At 56.8% G+C, this 25,321-nt stretch carries 22 protein-coding genes; 13 read left to right on the top strand and 9 right to left on the bottom strand.

All coding sequences use genetic code 11. The annotated features are described in order from the left end of the window. Nucleotides 1-34: 34 nt before the first annotated feature. Nucleotides 35-1,237 carry an MFS transporter gene (locus M5M_RS18375; protein ID WP_015049019.1) on the top strand — a complete coding sequence of 401 codons (1,203 nt, stop codon included), beginning with the start codon at nt 35-37 and terminating at the stop codon, nt 1,235-1,237. Nucleotides 1,238-1,307: 70 nt separating this feature from the next. Beyond that, nucleotides 1,308-3,680, top strand: a complete 2,373-nt coding sequence (locus M5M_RS19765) for a putative bifunctional diguanylate cyclase/phosphodiesterase (protein WP_015049018.1) — start codon at nt 1,308-1,310, stop codon at nt 3,678-3,680. A gap of 108 nt (nt 3,681-3,788) precedes the next feature. On the opposite strand, the gene M5M_RS18365 is transcribed toward M5M_RS19765, so the two are convergent. From M5M_RS18365 to M5M_RS18355, 3 genes are all read right to left on the bottom strand, one after another. After that, nucleotides 3,789-4,565, bottom strand: a complete 777-nt coding sequence (locus tag M5M_RS18365; RefSeq protein WP_015049017.1) for an SDR family NAD(P)-dependent oxidoreductase — start codon at nt 4,563-4,565, stop codon at nt 3,789-3,791. Nucleotides 4,566-4,577: 12 nt separating this feature from the next. Next, nucleotides 4,578-5,738 carry an acyl-CoA dehydrogenase family protein gene (locus tag M5M_RS18360; RefSeq protein ID WP_015049016.1) on the bottom strand — a complete coding sequence of 387 codons (1,161 nt, stop codon included), beginning with the start codon at nt 5,736-5,738 and terminating at the stop codon, nt 4,578-4,580. 107 nt (nt 5,739-5,845) lie between these two features. After that, complete coding sequence (locus M5M_RS18355) at nt 5,846-6,334, bottom strand: Lrp/AsnC ligand binding domain-containing protein (RefSeq protein WP_015049015.1); 489 nt, start codon at nt 6,332-6,334, stop codon at nt 5,846-5,848. A 162-nt stretch (nt 6,335-6,496) separates the two neighbouring features. Here M5M_RS18355 and putA point away from each other — a divergent pair, with 162 nt between their 5' ends. Continuing rightward, a complete protein-coding gene (gene putA / locus M5M_RS18350) occupies nt 6,497-9,655 on the top strand; it encodes a bifunctional proline dehydrogenase/L-glutamate gamma-semialdehyde dehydrogenase PutA (RefSeq protein WP_015049014.1) in 3,159 nt (1,052 codons plus the stop codon). Between the two features lie 263 nt (nt 9,656-9,918). Continuing rightward, the gene (locus tag M5M_RS18345) at nt 9,919-10,380 is read left to right on the top strand and encodes a GNAT family N-acetyltransferase (RefSeq protein WP_211216994.1); all 462 of its coding nucleotides are present in this window, start codon (nt 9,919-9,921) and stop codon (nt 10,378-10,380) included. 4 nt (nt 10,381-10,384) lie between these two features. On the opposite strand, the gene M5M_RS18340 is transcribed toward M5M_RS18345, so the two are convergent. Further along, on the bottom strand, nt 10,385-11,356 hold the full coding sequence (locus M5M_RS18340; protein WP_015049012.1) for a D-2-hydroxyacid dehydrogenase: 972 nt from the start codon (nt 11,354-11,356) through the stop codon (nt 10,385-10,387). A 335-nt stretch (nt 11,357-11,691) separates the two neighbouring features. Here M5M_RS18340 and M5M_RS18335 point away from each other — a divergent pair, with 335 nt between their 5' ends. The 3 genes from M5M_RS18335 to M5M_RS18325 all read left to right on the top strand — a co-directional run bounded on the left by M5M_RS18335 (nt 11,692) and on the right by M5M_RS18325 (nt 13,600). Next, nucleotides 11,692-12,174 (top strand): Lrp/AsnC family transcriptional regulator, encoded by a 483-nt coding sequence (locus M5M_RS18335; protein ID WP_015049011.1) that lies wholly within the window; start codon nt 11,692-11,694, stop codon nt 12,172-12,174. Between the two features lie 73 nt (nt 12,175-12,247). Beyond that, nucleotides 12,248-13,096 (top strand): M90 metallopeptidase family protein, encoded by an 849-nt coding sequence (locus M5M_RS18330; protein WP_015049010.1) that lies wholly within the window; start codon nt 12,248-12,250, stop codon nt 13,094-13,096. Nucleotides 13,097-13,144: 48 nt separating this feature from the next. After that, a complete protein-coding gene (locus tag M5M_RS18325; RefSeq protein ID WP_015049009.1) occupies nt 13,145-13,600 on the top strand; it encodes an Lrp/AsnC family transcriptional regulator in 456 nt (151 codons plus the stop codon). Between the two features lie 8 nt (nt 13,601-13,608). Here M5M_RS18325 and M5M_RS18320 read toward each other — a convergent pair whose 3' ends face one another. Continuing rightward, entirely contained in the window at nt 13,609-13,878 is a 270-nt protein-coding gene (locus M5M_RS18320) for a metal/formaldehyde-sensitive transcriptional repressor (RefSeq protein WP_015049008.1), read from the bottom strand. Between the two features lie 74 nt (nt 13,879-13,952). On the opposite strand from M5M_RS18320, the gene dmeF reads away from it, so the two are divergent. From dmeF to M5M_RS18305, 3 genes are all read left to right on the top strand, one after another. Further along, on the top strand, nt 13,953-14,765 hold the full coding sequence (gene dmeF / locus M5M_RS18315; RefSeq protein ID WP_015049007.1) for a CDF family Co(II)/Ni(II) efflux transporter DmeF: 813 nt from the start codon (nt 13,953-13,955) through the stop codon (nt 14,763-14,765). Nucleotides 14,766-15,155: 390 nt separating this feature from the next. Further along, nucleotides 15,156-15,731, top strand: coding sequence for a TetR/AcrR family transcriptional regulator (locus M5M_RS18310; RefSeq protein WP_015049006.1), 576 nt, complete (start codon nt 15,156-15,158; stop codon nt 15,729-15,731). A 25-nt stretch (nt 15,732-15,756) separates the two neighbouring features. Further along, nucleotides 15,757-16,857, top strand: coding sequence for an NADH:flavin oxidoreductase (locus tag M5M_RS18305; protein ID WP_015049005.1), 1,101 nt, complete (start codon nt 15,757-15,759; stop codon nt 16,855-16,857). 715 nt (nt 16,858-17,572) lie between these two features. Here the strand turns inward: M5M_RS18305 and M5M_RS18300 are convergent. The 3 genes from M5M_RS18300 to M5M_RS18290 all read right to left on the bottom strand — a co-directional run bounded on the left by M5M_RS18300 (nt 17,573) and on the right by M5M_RS18290 (nt 20,482). Then, entirely contained in the window at nt 17,573-18,613 is a 1,041-nt protein-coding gene (locus M5M_RS18300; RefSeq protein ID WP_015049004.1) for a Glu/Leu/Phe/Val dehydrogenase dimerization domain-containing protein, read from the bottom strand. Between the two features lie 275 nt (nt 18,614-18,888). Continuing rightward, nucleotides 18,889-19,851: an agmatinase gene (gene speB, locus M5M_RS18295; RefSeq protein WP_015049003.1), complete on the bottom strand. Its 963-nt coding sequence runs from the start codon at nt 19,849-19,851 to the stop codon at nt 18,889-18,891. Between the two features lie 124 nt (nt 19,852-19,975). Beyond that, entirely contained in the window at nt 19,976-20,482 is a 507-nt protein-coding gene (locus M5M_RS18290; protein WP_015049002.1) for a shikimate kinase, read from the bottom strand. 150 nt (nt 20,483-20,632) lie between these two features. Here M5M_RS18290 and M5M_RS18285 point away from each other — a divergent pair, with 150 nt between their 5' ends. Further along, a complete protein-coding gene (locus tag M5M_RS18285; protein WP_015049001.1) occupies nt 20,633-21,547 on the top strand; it encodes a LysR family transcriptional regulator in 915 nt (304 codons plus the stop codon). Then, nucleotides 21,525-22,433, top strand: a complete 909-nt coding sequence (locus tag M5M_RS18280) for a LysR family transcriptional regulator (protein ID WP_015049000.1) — start codon at nt 21,525-21,527, stop codon at nt 22,431-22,433. Before M5M_RS18285 ends, M5M_RS18280 begins: the two co-directional genes overlap by 23 nt. Before the next feature lie 30 nt (nt 22,434-22,463). Here M5M_RS18280 and M5M_RS18275 read toward each other — a convergent pair whose 3' ends face one another. After that, nucleotides 22,464-22,730 carry a hypothetical protein gene (locus M5M_RS18275; protein WP_015048999.1) on the bottom strand — a complete coding sequence of 89 codons (267 nt, stop codon included), beginning with the start codon at nt 22,728-22,730 and terminating at the stop codon, nt 22,464-22,466. A gap of 378 nt (nt 22,731-23,108) precedes the next feature. On the opposite strand from M5M_RS18275, the gene fusA reads away from it, so the two are divergent. Beyond that, entirely contained in the window at nt 23,109-25,193 is a 2,085-nt protein-coding gene (gene fusA, locus M5M_RS18270; RefSeq protein ID WP_015048998.1) for an elongation factor G, read from the top strand. The last annotated feature ends 128 nt before the right edge of the window (nt 25,194-25,321 follow it).

The following is a 25,321-nucleotide window of genomic DNA, read 5'->3' as shown; positions in this document are numbered from 1 at the left end:
ATGCGGGCCGACGGTTTTTTATTCTGGAGAAGGGATGACCCGCTATACCCATACTAAGAGCGCGCTGGCCGCGGTAATGCTGGTGTCGTTTATCGGTACCGTGGGTATCGCCTTGCCCTACCCGATTCTCGCCCCTTACTTTCTCGATCCCGCCAGCAGCCCGGCGCTGACACAGTACGCCGGCATACACCCCAAAATCCTGCTCGGTATCATTTTGGCGCTCTATCCTCTGGGGCTGCTGATCGGCGGCTCGTTCATTGGCGCTTTGTCGGATTTATACGGCCGCAAGCGCGTACTCAGTATCACCCTCGCCATCGCGGCCATCGCCTACCTGGGTACCGTGTGGGCGTTGATCGAAGAAAGCTTTATGGCCTTTGCGCTGATGCGCCTGGTGACCGGCATCTGCGAGGGCAACATCTCCATCGCCCGCGCCATCGCCGTTGATCTGCACCCCGCCATCGATCGCAAACGCAGCTTGTCGCTGGTATTTGCTGCCACCTACGCCGGCTGGCTGGTGGGGCCCATTGCAGGCGGCTACCTGATGCCTTTTGGCGTTCATGCCGCTTTTGAAGCCGCCGCCATTACTGTGCTGGTCTGCCTGCTGGTGGTGTGGTGGGGACTGGATGCCGATACCACCGCGCCACAGCCGGGGCATTGGCTGAAAAGTCTGAAGGAAAACAACTCCATCGGCTTGTTAAAAGACCCCAGTATCCGGCCGCTGATTGTGTTCCATTTTATTTTTTCGCTGGCACTCAACACCTTCTACGAATATTTTCCCTTGTGGCTGGTGGAGGCCTTCGGCTATGGCCCGCAGGCAATCGCCTGGCTGTCGGTCAGCCTGTCGCTCACCATGATTATTACCAGTGCGTTCTGGGTCGGCTGGCTGTCGCGCTTTGGTACCGAACGGCAAATCATCCTGGCCTGCGTGGTCATTCTGGGCATTGCCACCGGCCTGCTGCCCCTGTCGGCCGCCTGGCTGTGTTTACTCCTGTTTATGCTGATGGGCGCCACCATTGCATTGGAGAACGGGATTTTTCCGGCGTTCATGTCCACCCATTTTGGCCACTATGGCCAAGGCCGGATCATGGGGTTGCTCACCACCAATTTTTGCCTGGCCAATGTGATCATGGCGGTGGTGGGGGCATTACTGGCATTGCTGGGCGGAACCTGGGTCATGTTCTGTGCCGCGGGCTTATTTTTGCTTGCCGGATTGTGGTTGGTATTGAGAACGCAATAAAGAAAGTCCCGGGCCTTTTGCCACCGCTCCCATGCTGTATACTCAGGTCACTGTTCCCCTAGGATGACCCATGCCCAACACCCGGCTTTTTAGTCTGGCTACCAAGGCTCAGCTTTTGCTTACCGCATTTCTGGCGCTGTCGCTGCTGGCACTGCTGTATTTCCATTGGCAGGAACAAAACCGCCTGCGCGAAACCGAGCTGACCGAAACCAAACTGAAGCTGGCCAACCAGCTCAACGCCTCTCTCGTCAAACGCTTTCAGAGCGATACCAGCCTGTTGCAGCAGTGGGTCAGCCGGCTGCCCGCAGCCCAGCAACCCAACCTAGTGGCCAGCCTGTTGAACGACTGGGCACTGCTGCGCACGGCAGGGGGCTTTGATGGCCTGCAGCTGTACAACCGGGATGGCAGCGCAGAAATTGTCCCCGGCCCGGAGTGGCCTGCGGCCATCAACGCCGATTGGATCAACGCCGTTTACCGCAGCAATACACCCCAGTTTTTACTCGCATGCAGCAGCTATTGCTCCCAGTTCGTGGGTATCCCTATCCGGCTGCCTCAACAGCCTTCGCGCATCATGGTGTCTGAAACCCGGCTGGACGCAATCTCCGGCCATCTGTTGCGGGAACAGGAACTGACCATTTACCTGATCTCAACTAACGCCGGTAACAAATGGACCCAGGTATTCCCGCTCTTGGGCGACACCCAGGGTTCCGATGCCGGCGACCTGCAAACCCTGCTGGAAACGGAATCCGGCCCGTTTAACACCCGCCGTTTCCACCACAAGCTACTGCCGATTCCCGGCACACCGGATATTCACTGGCTACTGGCAACGGATGAAGAGGCCTACCTGACGCGGCGGCTGGATTTGCTGAAGTTGCAATTGGTGGTTGGGCTGATGGTGCTGGTGAGTGTGATTTGTGCCAGCTGGTTGGTGAGCCGCCATCACCTGCGGCGCCTGTACCGGCAAATCAATACCCTGCGCCTGCTGGCCGATCAGCAATTCGATCAGGCCCGTGCGCGATTGGGCAGTCGCAACCGTAAGCGCATCGACGAACTGGATTTGTTGGGCGAAGTAGCGGCAGACCTTACCTATCAACTGGAAGCCACCGCGCGCTCAGCAGATTCCCGCTCGCGCGAAATGGAACGGCTGGCGCTGTACGACCCTTTGACCAATTTGCCCAACCGCAACCTGTTTGTGTACGAAGTGCAACAGCTGCTCGATTCCGGTCAGGACATTAACCGCGCAGCCATTCTGGTCATCGATGTGGATAAGTTCCAGCGCATCAATGACAGTCTCGGCCATCAGAGTGGCGACCTGTTGCTCTCGAAAGTAGCCGACAGAATTCGAGCGGCAATTGGCAACAAAGATTTCTGCGCCCGTTTGTCCGGCAATATTTTTGGCGTACTGATTCCCAACCTCGCCAACACCGACCTGAAAATCCGCATCAATAAAATTTCCGAAATGGTGCGCCAGCCACTGATCATCAAACAACAAAAGCTGATCATCACCGTGAGCATGGGCATGGCGCCACTGGAGCACGGCACCAGCGCCATGGAATTGTTGCGCAATGCGGAAATTGCCATGTACCGCGCTAAGCAACAAGGTGGCAACAGCTTTTTGCAGTTCACGCCCGAGTTCAAATCCATTTCCCGCTCGAAAGTCTCTCTGGAAGCAGAGATTCACCGCGCGCTGGAACAAAAAGAATTCCGGTTGTACCTGCAATCAAAAGTGGATATGTCATCCACCATCCGGGGATTTGAGGCGCTGTGCCGATGGGATCATCCCGATAAGGGCGTACTGGCGCCACAGGACTTTGTACCAGTCATGACCGATCTCGGCCTGCAATCCCAGCTCGACAAATGGATGCTGGAAGCGGCCTGCCGGCAATTGAAAACCTGGCAGAACCTGTACCCGGACGTGATGATTTCTGTGAATGTGGCGAGCGATCACTTTTCGCACCCCAGCTTCCTGACCTACTTGCAACAGACCATCAATCGCTATGGTATCAAACCGGGTCAACTGGAGCTGGAAATCACCGAAACCCTGCTGATGGAAAACATCACGCTGGCCTTGCAAACCATCGAGAAGGTCAAAGCCCTCGGCGTATCCATTGCCATCGATGATTTCGGCACCGGTTATTCCTCGCTCAGTTACCTGAAAAACCTGCCGGTGGACACACTGAAGATAGATCGCGAATTCATCAAAGATATTCCTTACGATGAAAGCGATATGCACATCTCGGCGGTGATAATTTTCCTCGCCCGGCAACTGGGCTTCAAAGTGGTGGCTGAAGGTGTGGAAACCAGCGAACAGCTGGTGTTTCTGAAAGCCAATCATTGCGACCTGGCGCAAGGCTATCTGTTCAGCAAACCGATTCCGGCGCACAAAGCGATGATTGTGCTGGAAAGTCAGCGGGGCTCTTCGGGGCAGGCATTCAGGGCGTAATTTAAAAAAACGGGGTCAGACCCTGTGCCACTTTAGCACCTGGGGCCGAGGCCCGTGGTACTAAAGTGGCGCAGGGTCTGACCCCTGGTTGTTAGCCGCGCCAAGGGCTCAGCGGGGCTGCATCCGGATGGCACCGTCCAGACGAATCACTTCGCCATTGATGTAACTGTTGGACGCCAGGTGCACTACCAGATCGCCGTATTCTTTCGGCAAACCCATGCGTTTGGGGAACTGGATATTCGCCACCAGCGACTCCTGCACGTTGTCGGGCATGGCCAGCAACATGGGAGTACCCATGATACCGGGCGCAATCGCATTCACGCGGATGCCAAGCTTGGCCAGATCGCGCGCCATGGGCAGTGTCATCCCCACAATGCCACCCTTACTGGCGGAATAGGCGCACTGGCCCAGCTGGCCTTCAAACGCCGCCACGGATGCCGTGTTGATGATAATGCCGCGCTCACCTGCCTCGCCCATGGGCTCGTTGGCTGCCATCAGCTCCGCCGCAACGCGCGCCACGTTAAAACTGCCCACCAGATTAACGTTGATGGTTTTACTGAATTCGGCCAAGGGCAGCGCCTTGTTTTCGCGATCCAGAATTTTTCCGGCGGTGGCAATGCCTGCGCAGTTGACACAGATATTCAGTTTGCCGAATTTTGCTTTCAGCGCTTCGAAGCCTGCCAGTACTGAGGCTTCATCCGACACGTTGACTTGCGCAAAACCGGCCCGGTCTTCACCCAGGTCTTTTACTGTGGCCGCTGCGGCCTCGGCGTTCATGTCAAAAATAAAGACCTTGGCGCCGGCCGCGGCCAATTGTTCACAGGTGGCTTTACCCAGCCCAGAGCCACCACCGGTGACCAGCGCAACAGTTTGTTTAACGTCCATTATCCGCTCTCGCTATTGGTTAAGTTCTTTGATTAATTCGCGCGCAATGACAATACGCTGCACTTCGCTGGTGCCCTCGTAAATGGTGGTGATGCGCACATCGCGCGCCATGCGCTCCACCGGGTATTCTTTCAGATAACCCGCACCGCCCAGCATTTGCAGTGCGGTGTAACAGGCCTCATTGGCTTTTTCTGAGGCAAACAGTTTAGCCATGGAGGCGGCCTTGGAAAAAGGTGCGCCCTGCTCTTTCAACCAGGCCGCCTGCATCACTAACAAGCGCGCGGCCTCGAGTTCGGTGGCGCGATCGGCCAGCATCCATTGCAGGCCCTGGAAATTGATCAGTGGCTGGCCGAACTGTTCGCGCTCGGCGATGTAGCGGCCGGCGTAGTCCATGGCCGCCAGACCAACGCCCAAGGCCAGCGAGCCGATACCAATGCGGCCCCCGGCAAGTTCGGCCACCGCAATGCGGAAACCATCGTTCTCTGCGCCCAACATGGCGCTGGCCGGCACCCGGCACTGGTCAAAATGCACTTCATTGGTGGCCGACGCCTTCTGGCCCATTTTGTGTTCGGCCTTACCGATGGTGAGGCCGGGCGTGCCGGCATCCACCAGAAAACAGCTGATGCCTTTACCTTTTTTTGCGGCCGGATCCGTCACCGCCCACACCACAAACACGCCGGCATACTCGGCGCTGGTGATATAGAGTTTGGCGCCACTCAGCACATAATGATCGCCGTCTTTCACCGCCCGGGTTTTCATGCCGGCGGGGTCCGAACCGGCACCACTTTCGGTCAGACAAAAACCGCCGGCGTAAAATTCACCGCCACATAATCTGGGCAGGTAATGTTGCTTCTGCGCCTCGGTGCCCATGGCCTGAATCACTTCCGCCACCATATTGCTCACCGACACAGTCACTGCGGTTGACGCGCAGGCCTTGGCCAGCTCGGTAATGGCCAGGCTGAAAGCCACCACACCGGCTTCGGTACCGCCGTATTCGGCTTTGATATTCAGGCCCATGAAACCCAACGCGGCCAGCTGCTTCAGGTTAGCGAGCAGCTGCTCGCGGCCGCCGGTTTCATCCAGCATGGCCGCCACCGGCGCCAGCTCGGTGGTGGCAAAATTCCGCGCCGTTTCGGCGATCATTTGTTGTTCTTCAGTCAGCGCAAAATGCATGGCTCGCTCCCGGTGGTATCAGCGCTATAACATATCGCAATAACGCCAAAGCAGACTTGCCTTTTTGATCAAGCATGGCGCTTTTTATAGCAGGGTTCACTCAATTATCACAATTTCGGCACAGAAATGGCGGTTTCGGACTTCACTTCCTGAATCACCACATAGGTGTGGGTTTCCCGCACCCCCGGCAGGCCCGAAAGCTTTTCACCCAGAAACCGGCGGAAGTGATTCATACCCGACACCCGGATCTTGATCATGTAATCAAACCCACCCGCCACCATGTGGCATTCCTGCACCTCCGCCAGCCGGCGGGCTTCATTGTTGAAGTTGTCCAGGTCACGGGTCGAGGTGTTTTCCAGCGTTACCTGAATATAGGCCACCAGTGTGAGATCCAGCTTATCCGCATCCAGTAACGCTGTGTATTGACGGATATAACCTTCCCGCTCCAGCCGCTTAACCCGCTCCAGACAGGGTGTGGGGCTTAAATTCACCTGTTTGGCCAGATCTACATTGGCCATGCGGCCGTCTTCCTGCAGCAGGCTCAGTATTTTCCGGTCAATCCGATCCAAACCCAGTTTCGCCGACTTACCCGCCACAGAACAAACCTCCATTAATGATAACTATAAAAGAATTATATACTGACAATATCGAAAATACGGAGACTTATTCTCTAAATACGCATAGATAATCCGCCTTTCATGCTACAGACATTTTCAACTAAACTCACCCCACAAAGGGTTAATCGGGAGCCCATGACAATGACCCACCAACTCGACATCCTGCGTGACCGCGCGCGCCTTTACACCTACGCCGATGAAGACCAGTGCGTACGTGAATTGCTGAATCAGGCCGAGCTGCCGGCCGACCAGCGGGAGGCCATCCTGAGCGTGGGCCGGGACCTGGTGATCAACTCCCGCAACCAACGCAGCAAACGCGGTACCCTGGACGCGTTTCTGGAAGAGTTCGGCCTGTCCAATCGCGAAGGCATTGCGCTCATGTGCCTGGCCGAGGCCCTGCTGCGCATTCCCGACGGCGAAACCGCCGACAACCTGATTGCCGAAAAAGTGGCAAGCGGCGACTGGAAAACCCATCAGGGCCAATCGGACTCCCTGTTTGTGAACGCCTCCACCTGGGGCCTGATGCTCACCGGCAAGATCATCCGCCTGGACCGCGAAATCACCAGCCATACCAGCAACTGGTTCAAAGGCCTGGTAAACCGCATGGGCGAACCCATGGTGCGCACAGCCATGCTGCAAGCCATGCGCATTATGGGCGGCCAGTACGTTTTGGGGCGCACCATCAAAGAAGGCATCAAGCGCGGCGCCACCCAGACCGCCGCCACCCGTTTCTCATTCGACATGCTGGGCGAAGGCGCCCGCACCCAGGCCGATGCCGACCGCTATTTCGCGGATTACCAGCAGGCCATCAAAAACATTGCGGCGCACAACAAAGCCGACAATGTGATCGATGCCGACGGTATCTCCATCAAGATTTCTGCGCTGCACGCCCGCTACCAGTATTCGCAAAGCGAGCGGGTCATGAATGAATTGCTGCCGCGCGTCCGCGAGCTGGCACTGCAAGCCAAAGCCGCCAACATGGGCTTTAACATCGACGCCGAAGAAGCCGAGCGCCTGGACTTGTCGCTGGACTTGTTTGCTGCACTCGCCCACGACCCCGAACTGGCTGGCTGGGACGGCCTCGGGTTTGTATTGCAGGCCTATCAGAAGCGCGCACCGCATATCGCCCATTGGCTGATCCAATTGGCACGCGATACCGACCGTCGTTTCATGGTGCGACTGGTGAAAGGGGCCTACTGGGATACCGAAATCAAACACGCCCAGGAACTCGGCCTGACCGATTACCCGGTATTCACCCGCAAGGCCAACTCTGACCTGAGTTATCAGGTGTGCGCCCAGATTCTGCTGGCGGCAGAAGATGCCATTTTCCCGCAGTTCGCCACCCACAACGCCCATTCCATTGCCAGCGTCATGGCACTGGTCAAGCCCGGCCAGGCGTTTGAATTTCAACGCCTGCACGGCATGGGTCAGTTGTTGTACGAGCAGGCCCAGACGCACAACCCCGATATCGCCGTGCGCGTGTATGCACCCATTGGCGCGCACGAGGACCTGTTGCCCTACCTGGTGCGTCGCCTGTTGGAGAACGGTGCCAACTCGTCCTTCGTCAACCGCTTCATGGATGACGACACCCCGGCAGAATGGCTGGTACCCGACATTACGTTGAAGGTGGCAAGCTTCAACCCTTACCGCCATCCGGCCATCCCGGTGCCCGAACAACTCTATGTGCAGTCCGAAATGCCGCGCGCCAACGCGCCGGGCTTTAACCTGGAACACATTGAACACAGCAACTGGTTGCTGGCCAAAACGGATGCATTGGTCGACAAACAATACGAAGGTGGCGCCATCGTCAATGGCGAGCTCAGCACGGGCGAGCGCACGCAACTGCAAAGCCCGGCCAACCTGGAAATCACTGTCGGCGAATTTACCGAAGCCACCGAAGAACAAATCGACCGCGCGATCAGTGCCGCCTGCATGGCGCAACCGGCGTGGAATGCATTGGGCGGCGAGCGCCGTGCCCTGATTCTGGAAAAAGTGGGCGAAGCACTGGAAAACAATTACGCCGAACTCATCAGCCTGATTTCCCGCGAAGCCGGCCGCACGTTAAACGATGGCATCAGCGAAGTGCGCGAGGCGATCGATTTCTGTCACTACTATGCCGCCAGCGCACGCCAGCATTTTATTGCACCCATGCCGCTCACCGGTCCAACCGGTGAAGTGAATGAGATCAGTCTGCACGGCCGTGGTGTGTTTGTGTGCATCAGCCCGTGGAATTTCCCGCTGGCAATTTTTGTGGGCCAGATTGCCGCCGCACTGGTAGCCGGTAACAGCGTGATTGCCAAGCCAGCCGAACAAACGCCGCTGGTGGCCACGCTCGCCATTCAATTGATGCACAACGCCGGCGTGCCCACCGATATTCTGCACCTGCTGGTGGGCGACGGTGCCCGCATCGGCAAACGCCTGCTTTCCGACCCGCGCATCGGCGGCGTGGCCTTTACCGGCTCCACCGAAACCGCGCGCATTATCAATCGCCAGCTGGCCGAAAAGCCGGGGCCGATCGTGCCGTTTATCGCCGAAACCGGCGGCCTGAATGCCATGATCGCCTGCTCATCCGCACTGCCGGAGCAACTGGTGGACGATGTCATCACCTCCGCATTCCTGAGTGCCGGCCAACGCTGCTCTGCATTGCGCGTGCTGTTCCTGCAACACGACATTGCCGACCGGGTGATCGAATTACTGAAAGGTGCTTGTGATGAACTGGCGCTGGGCGAGCCCTGGAATCTGGCGACTGACATGGGTCCGGTGATCGACCAGGATGCGCGCGCCATGCTCGTTGCGCACATGGAAAAAATGCAAGCCGACGCCAAAGTGTTGTACCGCTACCCGGAACAAAAAGTGCCAACCACTGGCCATTTCTTCGGTCCACAGATTGTGGAATTGAACAGCCTGGCGCAACTGGAGCGCGAAGTGTTTGGCCCGATCCTGCACATCGTGCGCTACAAGACCAAAGACCTGGACAGTGTGATCAACCAGATCAACGCCTCCGGTTACGGCCTGACCCTGGGTGTGCACACGCGCATTGAATCCATGGCCAAACGCGTGTTCCGCGACGCGCGGGTGGGCAATACCTACATCAACCGCAACATGGTGGGCGCCGTGGTGGGCGTGAACCCCTTCGGCGGTCAGGGGCTGTCTGGCACCGGCCCCAAAGCCGGCGGCCCCTTGTACGTGCGCCGCTTCGCCACTGAAAAAACCTTCACCAACAATGTGTCGGCCACCGGTGGCAACATTGCCCTGTTCAGCGTTGCCGGTTCGGACGAACCGCCATTGCGGCAGATTTGATGGCACTAGGCTGGCGGCTTCCAGCCTTTACTTATCTAGTGAGAAGCTGAATAGGTGGGTGCCCGGTAGCGGGCAATAGAATGGATATGGCGGGGCGTCGGCGGCATGGACGCCGCCGTCGAGCTACAAGGATGTATTTACGCGTCCCCGCAATATCTATCCTATTGCGCGCCGATTGCCAGAAACGTGCGGCGTGTTCTTGAATATACCAAGGGCTAGCTCACACAAGCCCCTTATTTTATAGTCGGATAAACCCACAAACAGTGATCAACACAATGCCCGACGGCTGGACCTTAAAAGCCTTTCACGAATTTTCCTTAGACGAACTCTACAGTGTGCTGCAGGCGCGCAGTCGCGTGTTTGTGGTGGAGCAGGATTGCGCCTACCTGGATCTGGACGACGCCGATCAACAAGCACTGCACCTGTGTTACTGGGAACACAATCAGCTACTGGGCTATTTACGCATTCTGCCCGCCGGCGCCACCTTTGATGAATGCTCTATCGGCCGGGTACTCACCAGTGAAACGGCGCGCGCACGGGGACTGGGCAAACAGATCATGCAGCGCGCGATTGACGAATGCCGCAAACGTTTTCCAAAACAGCGCTTGCGCATCGGCGCGCAGAACTATTTGCGCGCTTTTTATGCAAGCCTGGGCTTTGTTGCCGACTCCGACGTCTATGACGAGGACGGCATTCCGCACGTGGAGATGGTACTGCAACTGTAGCCGATCAATAACCTCTCGCCAGATCCACTTCACCCAATAACGGTTTTCCGCACAGCCAGCGCGCCAGATTATCCCCGTAAAAATCGGCCAGATCCTGCTCAAACGTCAGTGCCGCCACATGCGGTGTCACCGTAACCCCGGCATGCGACCAGAACGGATGGTCTGCCGGCAGTGGTTCCTGTTGGAATACATCCAGCCAGGCGTGCGCCACAATGCCTGCATCCAGCGCCTGCAACAACGCGGGATCATCCACCAGCACCCCTCGCCCCACATTGAACAGCAAGGCGCCGGGCTTGAGTGCAGACAACGCGGCCGCATCCATCAGCTTACGCGAATCCGCCGTGGCGGGCAGCGCCAGCACCACCACATCCGCCTGCGCCAGCGCCCGCTGCAGCGCGCTCACCGGATAGATCGCATCGGCATCAACGTCCGACACGCCCGTCCGGCAAACACCCAGGGTGCGCATGCCGAAATGCCGTGCCGTGGTTAACAGATGACGCCCGATGCCGCCCAGCCCGACCACCAGCAATGTTTCGCCGGCAATAGACCGGTAGCTGTGCTGCCGCCAAAGCTTGTCGGCCTGTTGCTGACGGTACACCAAAAAATCCCGCCGGTAAGACAGGAGGTGGCCAAACACGTATTCGCTGATGAGCGGCCCGAAGGCCGCCTTCATGGCCGTGAGCTTGCAGGACGACGGCAAGGCCAGCCCAGCCAGCGCATCCACACCGGCAAAGCTCGACTGAATCCAGCGCAGCCGGTGCAGGGCTTCGGGGTACTTCTGCAGGTAATGCAGAATGTGTGCGGGCTCACCCAGCAACAACTCGCTTTCGCCACACGTCTCTGCGGCGGGCCGGAGACAAAGAGTACGCGCTGGCACCGGCCAGCCCTGGTCACGCCAGTGCGCCAACCGGCGATCCAATCGCGCTACAAAGTCATCGCCATAACTGACCAGGCAGTCAATATTCAGGGTTTCCATCGTTATATCGTCTGGGTAAGAGGTTCGAATCATCCAACCATAAACGGGCCGCACAATCACTACGCCTGCCGGGCCGGGAAAGAGACTGACCAAACAAGCATTTATTGCAGGCAGACTGGATATTTAGTGTATTTATACTAAATTTTTAATGAAATCGCTTTATTTCGTCCAAGAAAAGCCCTAAAGTGGCCGGCATTGTGCACCCAGAAGCCAGCCTGTGCCGCACAACGGCAAGGCTAACCAGAGCGCCACTATCTGCGGCGCGATGGAAGGTTCCAAGGGCGTGGCCTTATCACGGGGCATTGTCATAAACCAACTCGATCAAAAGTCGCACTATGGCCAACTATATTCCTGATGCAACAGACCGCAAGATTCTGGAAATTCTGCAAACCAACGCCACAATTCCCAATATTGAACTTGCCGATAAGGTATGTCTTTCGCCTTCCCCCTGCTCCCGCCGGGTAAAGAACCTGCGCGATGAAGGCTTTCTGCGTCAGGCCGTAACCCTGCTGGAACCCGCCAAAATTGGCTTGCCCGTGAGCGTGTTTATTCAGGTTACCCTCAATCACCAGGTCAAAAGCGACCTGGAAATGTTTGAGAACACGGTTAATGAATGGCCGGAAGTCATGGAATGCTACCTGATGACCGGTGACTTCGATTACCTGATCCGCGTAGTGGTACCGGACCTGCAAACTTATCAGCGTTTCCTCGATGACAAACTTACCCAGGTGCCAGGCATCGACCATATCAAATCCAGTTTTTCCATCAAGCAAGTCCGGTATAAAACCGAGCTGCCACTGGACTTTATGCCGCGCTGATGCGCGCGCAATAGGCAACACCGCGATAACCGCACACCTGATTGCCTGGCTGGCAGCGTTTACGCTGCTGGCCATGCCCTCCCTGTCAGCCGCCGATACGGTATTGCGCTGCGAGGACCCCAAAGGCCGGCCAATTTTCACCGACGATCCCAGGCGTTGCCGGAACAAACCCACCGAGTCTGTGGCCGTTGAAGTGCACAACAGCCACGGCCAGTATGGACTGACTGCCTCGAAGGAATACTACAACTACGCCAATCGCGCTCTGATCCAGCTCGACGATTACCGCCTGAATATCTGGGTCGAACGCGAAATGCTCGAGCGCGATCCGCAAATGACACATGCCGCAGCCAAGCGCCTGCAAGCGGCCGTGAACACTGCCCTGCTACGTATTCCCGCCAGCCACCGCAGCGATTTCGACGGCATTCGCTACTACTTATTCGGCGGCACCCATTCGAGTTACGGCGGTAAAGATCGGGGACTTTGGTATTTTCCCGTCAATAATCGCATTTCGGCCCGCTTCGACAACGCCATCGTGATCAATTCGGCCGCCAATTACCTGGCCATCAGTGATCAATGGGCGCTGGCCGGCGCCATTCACGAACTCGCCCACGCCTTCAACCACTATCATTGGCGCCGCCTGAGCCGCGCCCAGAAAGCCGCGTTTGAAAACACCTTGGCCAACAAGCGCTACCTCGATCTGGCTGCAGAGGGCGGCCGGCGGGTCGCCAAGGCCTATGCCCTGACCAACCAAAAAGAATACTTTGCAGAACTGTCCGTTTTGTTTTTCGCCCATCACCACGCGTTTCCCTACGACCGACCGGGATTAGAGCGCTACGACCCGGAAGGCTACGCCCTGATGGAGCGCGCCTGGCTGACCAAAGAAACTGAACAAACTGTTTCTACCCGCCAGAATAGATGGTAGAGTTTAGGACGCTTATCTCAGCTACCAGCCATTTGTAGGACAACCACCATGCTCGATGATTTTGACCGCAAAATCCTTCGCACCTTGCAGGAAAATGCTGACTATTCAATGGCCGAGCTGGGCGACAAAGTGGGCCTTTCCCACACCCCCTGCTGGCGCCGGATCAAGAAGCTTGAGGCCGACGGCATCATCAAGCAGAAAGTGACGCTACTGGATCCCAAGCAATTGGGCCTGGCGGTGACGGTGTATGCCTACATCACCATCAAAAGCCATGACGAAGACAGCCTCAACGCCTTTGAAAACGAGGTACAGGATGTGCCGGAGATTGTGGAGTGTTACTCCACCAGCGGCGAAAAAGACTACGTACTGCGCGTGGTCGTCGACAGCGTTGAACACTATGAACAACTGCTCAAAAAGACGCTGGTGCACTTGCCCAATGTGGCGTCGGTGAATTCAACTTTTGCGCTCAAGCAAGTGAAATACACCACATCATTGCCACTGTAAATTCCGTGCTACTTAACGTAGCGCTGCAATAGCCTGATAATTTCATCCAGCTCTTCGGCACGCTGCTGGGGCTTACCTTCAAGCAGATGTTCACGCATGTGGGCTTCCAGCACCTCCATCAACAATCCGTGACTGGCCCCGCGCACTGCGGCAATCTGCTGCAAGGTTGCCATGCAGTCAGCCCCCTCTTCCAGCTTGCGCTCCACTGCTTTTAATTGCCCTTGAATCCGACGCACCCGCGCCAGTAACTTGTCCGTGTTTTTTGCCAGATGTGCCATACGCCCTGCCTGTTCCACCCGAATCGTTAATAGTATACTGGGGTATAGTATATTGATTGCAGGGAAATCACACCATGTCCGCCACGCCAACCAAACGGGTGCTTTGGGTTTTAGTGTTGACATTGCTCACCATGGTGGGCGAAATTCTGGTCGGACTCTGGTCCGGCTCCATGGCGCTGCTGGCCGATGGTTGGCACATGGGCACACACGCTGCCGCCTTTGGTGTCACCCTGTTTGCCTACCATTATGCGGCCAAACACGCCGACAACCCGACGTTTGTTTTTGGCACCGGGAAGGTCAATGATCTGGGCGGTTTTGCCAGCGCGGTTGCACTGGCCACGGTCGCTCTGATGATGGTGATTGAATCCATTGAGCGCCTGTTCAATCAAACGCCCATACACTACGAACACGCCATGATTGCCGCAGCGATAGGCCTTGTGGTCAACCTGATTTCAGTGGCCCTGTTGCACCAACACGACAATGGACACGACAAGGGACATCACGACCACCACGGACATCATCACGACCAGAATTTAAGAGCAGCTTTTTTTCACGTGCTGGCCGACACCCTCACATCTATCCTGGCCATCGCCGCACTGCTCACTGGCAAGCTGGTGGGCTGGTGGTGGCTGGACCCGCTTATGGGCATTGTGGGCGCCATCGTCATTGCGATCTGGGCCCGCAGCCTGATTCGCGCCACCGCATCGGTATTGCTCGACCGGGAAATCGAAAACGCCCATCACACCAGTCAGGAATGGTCTGTTGGCGGGGGTAAAACTGCGCGATTAATTACTCTGGAGCAGTGGCCGGCCCCAGACGCCAATGCCTTTGCAGAACAACATCGATCCGGCTTTACGCTGTTCAATGTTAAGGAGCCGCGCGGCTGAGCCTACCCGCCCTTGTTAAACCAAGGCGCTCAATCTGCCCATCTGCCCGACTACCGCTGTGTCGCCATAAAAAAAGCCCGCCTTTTGGGCGGGCTGATTATCTTGAGCCGGAGCGCTTATGGGCGACCGGGGGGGTCATCCTCGGCCTGACACTGCCGTTCAATTCATCACTAAAACCAAGTCCATCATTAGGAGACACATGACTAGCATTAGCCGCTTGCAGCAAAGCAATCGCGCTAACCTGTTAATAGTTATAGCAAATTCTGAATGACTATCCAGTCATAAAATCAAATCCAGATAAAAGTGTGATCTGTTCGGGAAAATACCCGTTGTAACCTACTTACTAGTAGGTTAATTTGGCGCTAACTTACCAACTAGAAGGTTAGCACCATGGTGCAGACCCGGTCCCGCAACCGGAAGGCAGAGATTCTTGAGCTGGCCATTCAGCTATTGCAAACCAAAGGTTTCGAGAACTTCAGCTACCAGGACATCTCCAGCGCACTGGGCATAACCAAAGCCAGCGTGCACCACCACTTTCCCAAAAAAGAAGACCTGGGTGTCGCTTTGTGCGAGTGGATCAAAGCGTGGCACCAAGAGAAGTTTTCCGGCGCCGAACAGCGCTACCCGGACCCTTGGGATCGGCTCAACGCGTATCTGGATTGGTCTCTCCAATATGCACAAGGCGAAAACAAAATTTGCCCGCTGAGCTCACTGCAAACTGATATCAATTTGTTGCCGCCCTCCATGTGCCAGGCCATTGCCCGGCTCGACGAGCATGAAATCCAGTTCATTGCCCGCACCCTGGAGCAAGGCCGCAACGCCGACACCATGCACTTTACCGGCGACGCCCGCTCACAGGCCTTGCTACTGGTACTCGCCTGCAAAGGCGCACTGCAATATTCCCGCATCCACGGCCTGGCACTGTTCAACCAGGTTATGGAGCAATACAAACAAACTCTGCGATAACCCGGATGCATACTGAGAGGTAGTAATGACTGCGTTAGATAAACTGTTTTCCCCATTCGCTCTTGGGCCATTGGCACTGAGCAACCGCATCGTCATGGCGCCGATGACGCGCCAGTTTTCGCCGGGCAATGTGCCCAACGATCTGGTGATGGAATACTACCGTCGCCGCGCCGAAGGCGGCGTGGGCCTGATCATTACCGAAGGTACCTGCATTGGCCACAAAGCCGCCAATGGCTACGAGAACGTGCCCTACTTTTATGGCGACAAAGCACTCGCAGGCTGGAAGAAAGTGGTGGATGCCGTGCATGCCGCCGGCGGCAAAATCATGCCGCAACTCTGGCATGTAGGTGCGGTGCGTCGCGAGGGCATGGAGCCCGACCCGTCGGTACCCGGTTTCGGCCCCTCCGGCATGGTGGCACCGGGCAAAAAGAAATGCCATGAAATGACCCAAGACGATATCGCCGAAGTGATCGCCGCCTACGCACAAGCCGCCAAAGACGCCATGACCCTCGGTTTTGATGGGGTAGAAATTCACGGCGCCCACGGCTACCTGATCGATCAGTTTTTCTGGGCCGGCCTGAATGAGCGCACCGATGAATACGGCGGCGATCTGGTGGGCCGGACCCGTTTTGCAGCCGAGGTGATTAAAGCCGTGCGCGCCGCCACTGCACCGGATTTCCCCATCGTATTCCGGTTCTCCCAGTGGAAAATGCAGGACTACACCGCGCGCCTGTGCGAAACACCGGATGAACTGGCAACATTCCTGAAGCCCTTGTCTGATGCCGGCGTGGACATCTTCCACTGCTCTACCCGCCGGTTCTGGGAAACCGAATTCGAAGGCAGTGAATTGAACCTGGCCGGCTGGACCAAAGAACTCACCGGCAAGCCCACCATCACCGTGGGTAGCGTGGGGCTGGACCAGGCCTTTATCGATGAAGGTGCCAAAGGCTTTGCCGGTGGCCAGCCGGCGTCCATCGATACGCTGCTGGAAAAACTGGGCCGCGATGAGTTTGACCTGGTGGCCGTGGGCCGGGCGTTGATTTCAAACCCCGACTGGCCCAACCGCCTGCGTGACGGCGGCGAAATGGTGGCTTACGATCTGGCGCAGTTAAAGCAGCTGGTGTAAGTCCAGCAAGCACTTGAAGCCCCGGCTGGTCCGGGGCTTTTTTGTTGTTGGTGGATTGCGCAGTGCTTATCCCACTTTACCGATAGATCTCCGCTGTTGGTCCAATGGGCGCCGGGACTTTGGTTTTTTGGTGGAATGCGCTTCGCTTATTCCACCCTACACATTGTCGGTGGAGTGGTGCGATGGCCATCACCCTCCAGCTGCGACCGAGCGGATTGCGCGAGCGCAGCCTTAGGCAAAAGAACATGCACGTTGCTGCTGCACTGCTATGCGCTCGTGGCATACGCCGACATTCCAGATTCGGCTTAGCCACCGCTCCGAATGTTATCGCGGTGATATGCAGCACGCAGACCGATGAGTCGGACCGCGGTTTTTGCACCTGCTTCGAATGTAAATGCAGTGGCCTGCAGCGCGCCGACCGAAGCGTCGGACCGTCGCCATCCCTGGCTCCTTTCGGCATACGACCGCCAAGGATGGCGGAAGTGCCAAAAATGCAGGAGCAATTTTTAGCCACTCCATCCATGGACCGCCGGCTTTTGCTCCTGCAAAACCGGCATTCCAACCATCCCTGGCGGTCATAAAAAAAGCCCGGCCTTTGGGGCCGGGCTTGAAGTTCCCATACAAAATGCAAGGGAGAGTCACAGGAGGAAAAACCTAAAACGAGTGAGCGTGACAACCCCTCAACCGTTTGGCTTTGAAATGTGAATTGCGCAACTCAAGCGCGATTAAAACGTTCTTCGGCAATTTTATTTGCCACAAGCCCGGTCGGTTGTTGGTTTTCTGCCGCGCGGGTGAAAATTTCGGTCAGGGTGTCGCCAATGCCTTCCACGTGGGCCTTGAGCTTGTCGGCCGACTCGCCGGTGCGCTGGTAATACACATCGACAATGCCGCCGGCGTTGATCACATAATCGGGCGCGTACAGAATTTCGCGGGCGCGCAACAGCTCACCGTGGCGTTCCTCTGCCAGCTGGTTGTTGGCCGCACCGGCCACCACGCAGGCTTTGAGTCTATCGATGGTGTTGTCGTTGATAATCGCGCCCAGGGCGCAAGGGGCGAAGATGTCCACGTCCTGGTCGAAAATGGCATCGCCCTCAACCACGCGGGCGCCCAGCTCGCGCACTGCGCGCTCGGTATTTTCAGAAAAAATATCGGATACCACTAACTCGGCGCCGTCGTCATGCAGGTGCTTCGCAAGACGGTAGCCCACATTCCCAACACCCTGTACGGCAACTCTGATGCCCTTGAGCGAATCCACACCCAAACGGAATTTAGCCGCCGCTTTCAGGCCAACGTAAGTGCCGTACGCCGTAGTCGGGCTGGGATCGCCGCCGTGCTCACTGCCCTCAACTACGCCACCGGCGAAGCGGGTGCGCTCGCCAATCACTTTCATGTCGGCCACCGAGGTGCCGGAATCTTCGGCAGTGATGTACCGGCCACCCAGGGACTCCACAAAGTCGCCCATGGCCAGCAGCAGGTCGCGGGTTTTCTCGGTGCGGTGGTTGCCCAGAATGACGGCCTTGCCACCACCCAGTTTGATATTGGCCACGGCGGACTTGTAGGTCATGCCTTTGGACAGGCGCAGGACATCGCGCAGTGCTTCTTCATCCGTAGCATAGGGCCACATGCGGCAGCCGCCCAGGGCCGGTCCCAGATTGGTGTTATGGATGGCAATAATGGCCTTCAGGCCCGATTTGCGATCGTGATAAAACGCCACGTGCTCGTGACCGTCAAACTCCGGGTGGGAAAACACCGACATAACTGCACCTTACTTCTGGTTGGCGGGCTTTTTGGGCCGCTCTCATTTCAGCGGGCTCTGGTGGCAGAGCGGGCCGCTATACGTCTCGTCTGTAAGCTCGCCTTATGGGCGATCTGATGCAGATTCTAGCCTTGCTACAGAAATTTTGAATTGCAAAGAATATCGGAGGGGGTCGCTCGCGCGACACGCCCCACCAATAAATACGAACTATTTGATACTTTTCGCTAATGACTGACTATTCATTAGCGAATGAGTCCTGCTGATCAATACTTCGATCAGATCGTGGAATACTTCACCCCGGGCAGTACACACAACATTTCGTACAAGAGATTTGCGCCCACCACCGAGGTGTTTTTGCTCACATCATAAGGCGGAGACACCTCCACCAGATCGCACCCGATAATGTCCAGGCCCTTGCACCCGCGGACGATCTCGAGGCCCTGATGCACCGTCAGCCCACCCACTTCAGCGGTGCCTGTGCCGGGGGCAAAGGCGGGATCGAGGCCATCGATATCAAAGCTCAGGTATACCGGCCCGCCGCCCACCTTTTCACGCACTTCGGCCATCAGCGGGGCCAGGGATTTGTACCAGCACTCTTCTGCCTGCACCACGCGGAAACCCTGATCCTTGGACCATTGATACTCATCGGGCGAATACCCGGTGCCGCGCAAGCCGATCTGCACCACCCGGTTGCCGTCCAGCAACCCTTCCTCCACCGCGCGACGGAATGGCGTGCCGTGGGCAATTTTTTCGCCGAACATGTGGTCGTTCACATCGGCATGGGCGTCAATGTGCACCAGGCCCACCGGGCCATACTTCTTTTTCAGCGCCCGCAGGATCGGCAGCACAATGGTGTGGTCTCCGCCAATCGACACGGGAGTAACGCCAGCTGCGACCACCTGATCGTAATGATCCTCAATAATCTGCACGCTTTTCAGCAGGTTAAAGGTGTTTATCGCCACGTCGCCGATATCGGCAATGGCGAGACTGTTAAAGGGGTCAGCGCCGGTAGACACGTTGAACGGGCGCAGCATGCGCGATTCATCGCGGATTTCACGCGGGCCAAATCGCGCACCGGGGCGATTGGATGCGCCAATATCCATAGGCACACCAATGATGCCCACGTCCAACGGATCGGCCAGGGTTTTGGCGGGTAAACGCATGAAGGTGGCCGGGCCGCCGAAACGCGGCATTTCATTGCCACCCAGAGGTTGGTAAAAGGTTTTTTCAGTGCTCATAAGCCCTCCCGCGATTGAGCACTGAGTATGGCTGATTTCCGGCGGGCAGGAAGGCGGCGGGCGCCGACTCAAGGTTCGGCGCAGCCGAATCTGGTCCGAATGAGCCCTCCCTGCGGAGACTACATTACGCCGCGTCGAGCGCCTGCATCACCGCGCCGATCACCTGGGCCTGGTCTCGGCCATCGCAGTCCACCACGATATCGGCATAATGCCGGTACAGCTTGTTGCGCTCGTCGAAAACCTCCTGGAAGGACTGGTCCGGCCGACGGGCAATGCCGCGGGATTCATAGTTATGGATGCGTCGGGTCAGCTCGGCCAACGACACATTCAGGAAAACCACCGGCCCGTAGCGCTTCATGTGCTGCATACCGGCATCGCCATACACCACGCTGCCGCCGGTGGCGATCACGTGGTTGGGCAAGTCCGTTTCCAGCAGCACCTCCTCTTCTATCCTGCGTAAATTCAGGTAATCCGACTCATCCATAATCTCTTGCAGGGTTTTGCCTTCGCGCACCTGAATCAACACATCTGTGTCAATAAAATCCTTGGCGAGCTCTTTCGCTAACATCACGCCGATGGTGCTTTTACCGGCGCCGGGCATGCCGATGAGGATTACGCTTTTGGGGGTCATACTGGGATACCTGTGACTTCTGCTTTTTTCGGTGGCCGTAGGAAGCCGGCCTTTTTCGTTGTGCCGGCATTAAACCCCAGCCCGACACTGCTCACAAGCATCAACTTAAGTTAACATTAAACCAACCTTATCCCGTTCAGGTTGGATATTATGAAACAAGCGGACCTTCAAGACCCCCGCCTTCTCAGACTGTTTCTGACCGTGGCCGACGCCGGCGGCATCAGCGCTGCCGAGCGCCGGCTGAACCTGTCGCGCTCCACCATCAGCACCAACCTGGCCGAGCTGGAATCCCGCCTGGGGCTGACGCTGTGCAAACGCGGCCCCGGTGGCTTTGCCCTCACCGAGGCAGGCCAGGCCGTGTATGAGGCCGCCAGCAGCTGGCTCGCTGCCGGCGATGAGCTGAGTGCACAGTTGGCCAACCTGCAGCACCAGAAACTGGCGGGCGAATTGCGCATCGGCTTTTGTGACAGCAGCCTGACTCACCCGGCCTTCTGTTTCGCGGACGTATTGCGGGATTTCCGCCGCAAGGCCCCCGACGCCCGGCTGTCCGTTACCAGCCTGAATGCCAGCGCCGTGTCCGATGCGCTGGCAGCCGGCGAAATTCATCTGGGCATCGCGCCAGACGCCGTCGGCCAGGCCCGTTTTTACAGCAAGCCGCTGTACCAGGAGCACTACCAGCTTTATTGCGCCCGCAATCATCCGCTTTTTGATGCAACGGAAGTCGGGCGCTCACACCTCGTCGATTGCGAATTTGTGGGTACCGGTCAGGTCTGGAGTGAGCAACAAGCCACATTGATCGAGCAGCTGACCCTCACCGCCATCGCCCCCGAACTGGAAGCCCGTGCAGCCCTGATTTTGTCCGGTACCTACGTGGGCTTTCTGCCCGATCACGCCGCCGCCCCCTGGTGCCAGCAGCAACGACTCAAACCACTTGCACCCGAACAGTTCGGCTACCACGTGGTCATGGCCGTGCATTGCCTGGCCAGCCAGAAATCCAACCCGCTGGTTCAACAGCTGTTTTCACAACTGAATGACGGTCACTATGTCCAAGCTGCAAAAAATTAACGATGTGGATCTGAAGCTGCTGCGGGTGTTCCAGAGCGTGGTCAACTGCGGCGGTTTCAGCGCGGCCGAATCACAACTCAACATTGCCCGCTCGACCATCTCCACCCACATGGCCGATCTGGAGTCCCGCCTGGGCTTGAGCCTGTGCCACCGGGGCCGGGGCGGCTTTGCCCTCACCGACGACGGCAAGGTGGTATTCGATGCGGTGGATCAGTTATTTGGCGATCTGGACCAATTCCGGGCCAAGGTGAATGGCTTGCACGACCAGCTGACCGGCGAACTGAATATCATCTGTTCGGATGCCATCGTGGCCGACCCTCGTTTTCGCCTGACCTCCATGCTGGAAGAATTCAGCCAGCATGCGCCCGAGGTGGTGATCCATATATCCACCAACAGCCTGCCGGAAATGGAACAGGCGCTACTCGATGGCCGTGCCGATCTGTGTTTTGCCCCTAAACACCGGGAACTCTCCACACTGCAATACCAGTCCCTGTACAGCGAAGACTACTTTCTCTATTGCCACAGGTCGCACCCCCTGTTTGCCGTGCCAGCAGACGATCTGACCAACGCCGATCTGGAAGCCTGCCGGTTTGTCCATCCTGGCATACAGACGGCAGGCCAGGCGTCGCTGGCCATGGAGGGCCTTAAACGCGCAGCCAATGCGTATATTTATGAGGTGAGGATGGCGCTGGTGAATACCGGTCGGTTCATCGGCTACTTTCCGTCTCACTATGTGCAACCCCAGCTCACCGAAGGCAGCTTGCGCGCCCTGATGCCGGACAACAGGCATTACACTGTGGACATTGCCGCCTTGACGCGACGCACGGCCACGCCCACCAAACTGGTAAAGCAATGGCTGACGCTGATCGACAAGGTGTATCGCTGAACCGGGACGCTTAGGGACAGGCTGTACCCGCTATGCACTGCGCGCAGCGACAACCGGTCTGGCGGGCTGATCGCCCAACAAATGCGCACTGTTGGATACGCCGGCATCGGCCATCAGCTGGATATAGGCACGGCGCAGGTCGCGGGAAACCCCCAGACTGGCCTTGGCCTGCAATTGCTCAAGGAAGTCCGGGTCAGACATTTTCAGGGTTTCGTCAAAGTCTTTTTTGATAATGGCGATGCATTCACGGGCATGTCGTATTGCCAACGGATTCAGCATCCAGGATTTGTCAGTCATTTCCCTACCTCAGATAGTGAAGCGATCAAAAATCGACCACCTGACACTAAGACTAGGCAGGGCTGCCGGCGCAGGCAAAGATAAATTGCTGCACGTAACCAATTATTCCGAGCAGGTCACACGTCCCCCTGAATTGGCTATAAAAACGCGGTTCGGGCGTACCGAGTGGATAGGATCGCACTTTTTAATAACTATTAGAAATATAAGGGAGCAAGGAGATCACCTGTAACAGGCTTGTCATCAAGAAACCGCGATACTCAGAGCGGTATCGGTAAAAAGTGGTCAAAAGGGTGAAAATATATCCTTTACCTACTAATAAGTTCGAAAAATATTCTGTATTATACCGCGCAATTTTCGCCCTGGCTTATGAGTAACGTAATGACAGACTTATCTAAATACAGAAATATTGGCATCTTCGCCCACGTTGACGCGGGCAAGACCACTACCACCGAACGTATCCTGAAGCTGACCGGACGTATCCACAAGCTGGGTGAAGTACACGACGGCGCCTCCACCATGGACTTCATGGATCAGGAAGCTGAGCGCGGTATCACCATTCAGTCCGCTGCGACCACCTGCTTCTGGGACGATCACCGTTTCAACATCATCGACACCCCCGGCCACGTGGACTTCACCATTGAGGTGTACCGTTCACTGAAAGTACTGGACGGCGGTATCGGCGTATTCTGTGGTTCCGGCGGCGTTGAGCCCCAGTCCGAAACCAACTGGCGCTATGCCAACGAATCCGAAGTTGCCCGTGTAATCTTCGTGAACAAGCTGGACCGTCTGGGTGCAGACTTCTACCGCGTAGTTGAGCAGATCAAGAAAGTACTGGGCGCGCGCCCGCTGATCATGACCCTGCCCATCGGCACCGAAGACGACTTCAAAGGTGTGGTAGACGTTCTGACCAAGAAAGCCTACATCTGGGATGACTCTGGCCTGCCAGAAAACTACAGCGTAGAAGACGTACCGGCCGACATGGCGGACGACGTGGAAATGTACCACCAGGAACTGCTGGAAACCGCTCTGGAACAGGACGACGACCTGCTGATGGCTTACATGGATGGCGAAATGCCTTCTCTGGAAGACGTCAAGCGCTGCATCCGTCAGGGCACCATCAAGCTGGACTGGTTCCCCACTTTCTGTGGTTCCGCGTTCAAGAACAAAGGTATCCAGCTGGTACTGAACGGCGTGGTTGATTACCTGCCAGACCCGACTGAAGCGACCAAGCAGCCGCTGACCGACGAAGAAGGTAACGAAACCGGCGAATACGCACTGGTATCTGTTGACGAGCCCTTCAAGGCACTGGCATTCAAGATCATGGACGACCGTTTCGGCGCCCTGACCTTTATCCGCATTTACTCCGGTAAGCTGAACAAGGGCGACACCGTCCTGAACTCCGCCACCGGCAAAACCGAGCGTATCGGCCGTATGGTTGAGATGCACGCCAACGACCGTAAAGAAATTGAATCCGCGCAAGCGGGTGACATTCTTGCCGTTGTGGGCATGAAGAACGTACAGACCGGTCACACTCTGTGTGACGTGAAGCACCCGTGCACCCTGGAAGCGATGGTGTTCCCGGATCCCGTAATCTCTATCGCCGTTGCGCCGAAAGACAAGGCCGGCATGGAAAAGCTGGGTATCGCACTGGGCAAAATGGTTTCTGAAGACCCGTCTTTCCGCGTGGAAACCGACGAAGATTCAGGCGAAACCATTCTGAAAGGTATGGGTGAACTGCACCTGGACATTAAAGTAGACATCCTCAAGCGTACCCACGGCATCGAACTGACCGTTGGTAAGCCACAGGTTGCCTACCGCGAAACCATTACCCGTGAAGTTGAAGACAGCTACACCCACAAAAAGCAGTCAGGTGGTTCTGGTCAGTACGGTAAGATCGATTACCGCATCCGTCCGGGCGAAGTGGGCACCGGCTACAAGTTCACCTCCACTGTTGTGGGTGGTAACGTACCGAAGGAATTCTTCCCGGCTATTGAAAAGGGCTTCAAGTCCATGATGGAAACCGGCCCGATGGCAGGCTTCCCTGTGCTGGACGTTGAAGTTGAGCTGTTCGACGGTGGTTTCCACGCGGTTGACTCCTCGGCCATCGCGTTCGAAATCGCTGCCAAAGCCGCTTTCCGTCAGTCCATGCCTAAGGCTGGCCCACAGCTGCTGGAGCCAATCATGAAGGTTGACGTGTTCACCCCGGACGATCACGTTGGTGACGTTATCGGTGACCTGAACCGTCGTCGCGGCATGATCAAGGATCAGGAAAAAGGCGTAACCGGCGTACGCGTGAAGGCAGATGTACCCCTGTCTGAAATGTTCGGTTACATCGGCACCCTGCGCACCATGACCTCTGGCCGCGGCCAGTTCTCCATGGAGTTCAGCCACTACCTGCCATGTCCACAAAACGTAGCAGACGAAGTGATCGCCGAAGAAAAGGCCAAGAAAGAGAAGAAGTAATTCTTATCTTTGTGTCACAAAAAAGCCCGGCAAATGCCGGGCTTTTTTGTTTTTGGGATATCGGTGCGGCAACTTTGATTTTTTGCTCCTGTGGGAGCGGCTTCCCAGCCGCGAATGCTCTCAGGTTC

It is taken from the genome of Simiduia agarivorans SA1 = DSM 21679, from assembly GCF_000305785.2.
Taxonomy (GTDB): Bacteria; Pseudomonadota; Gammaproteobacteria; order Pseudomonadales; family Cellvibrionaceae; genus Simiduia; species Simiduia agarivorans.
This window is presented reverse-complemented; position numbering and strand designations above follow the sequence as displayed.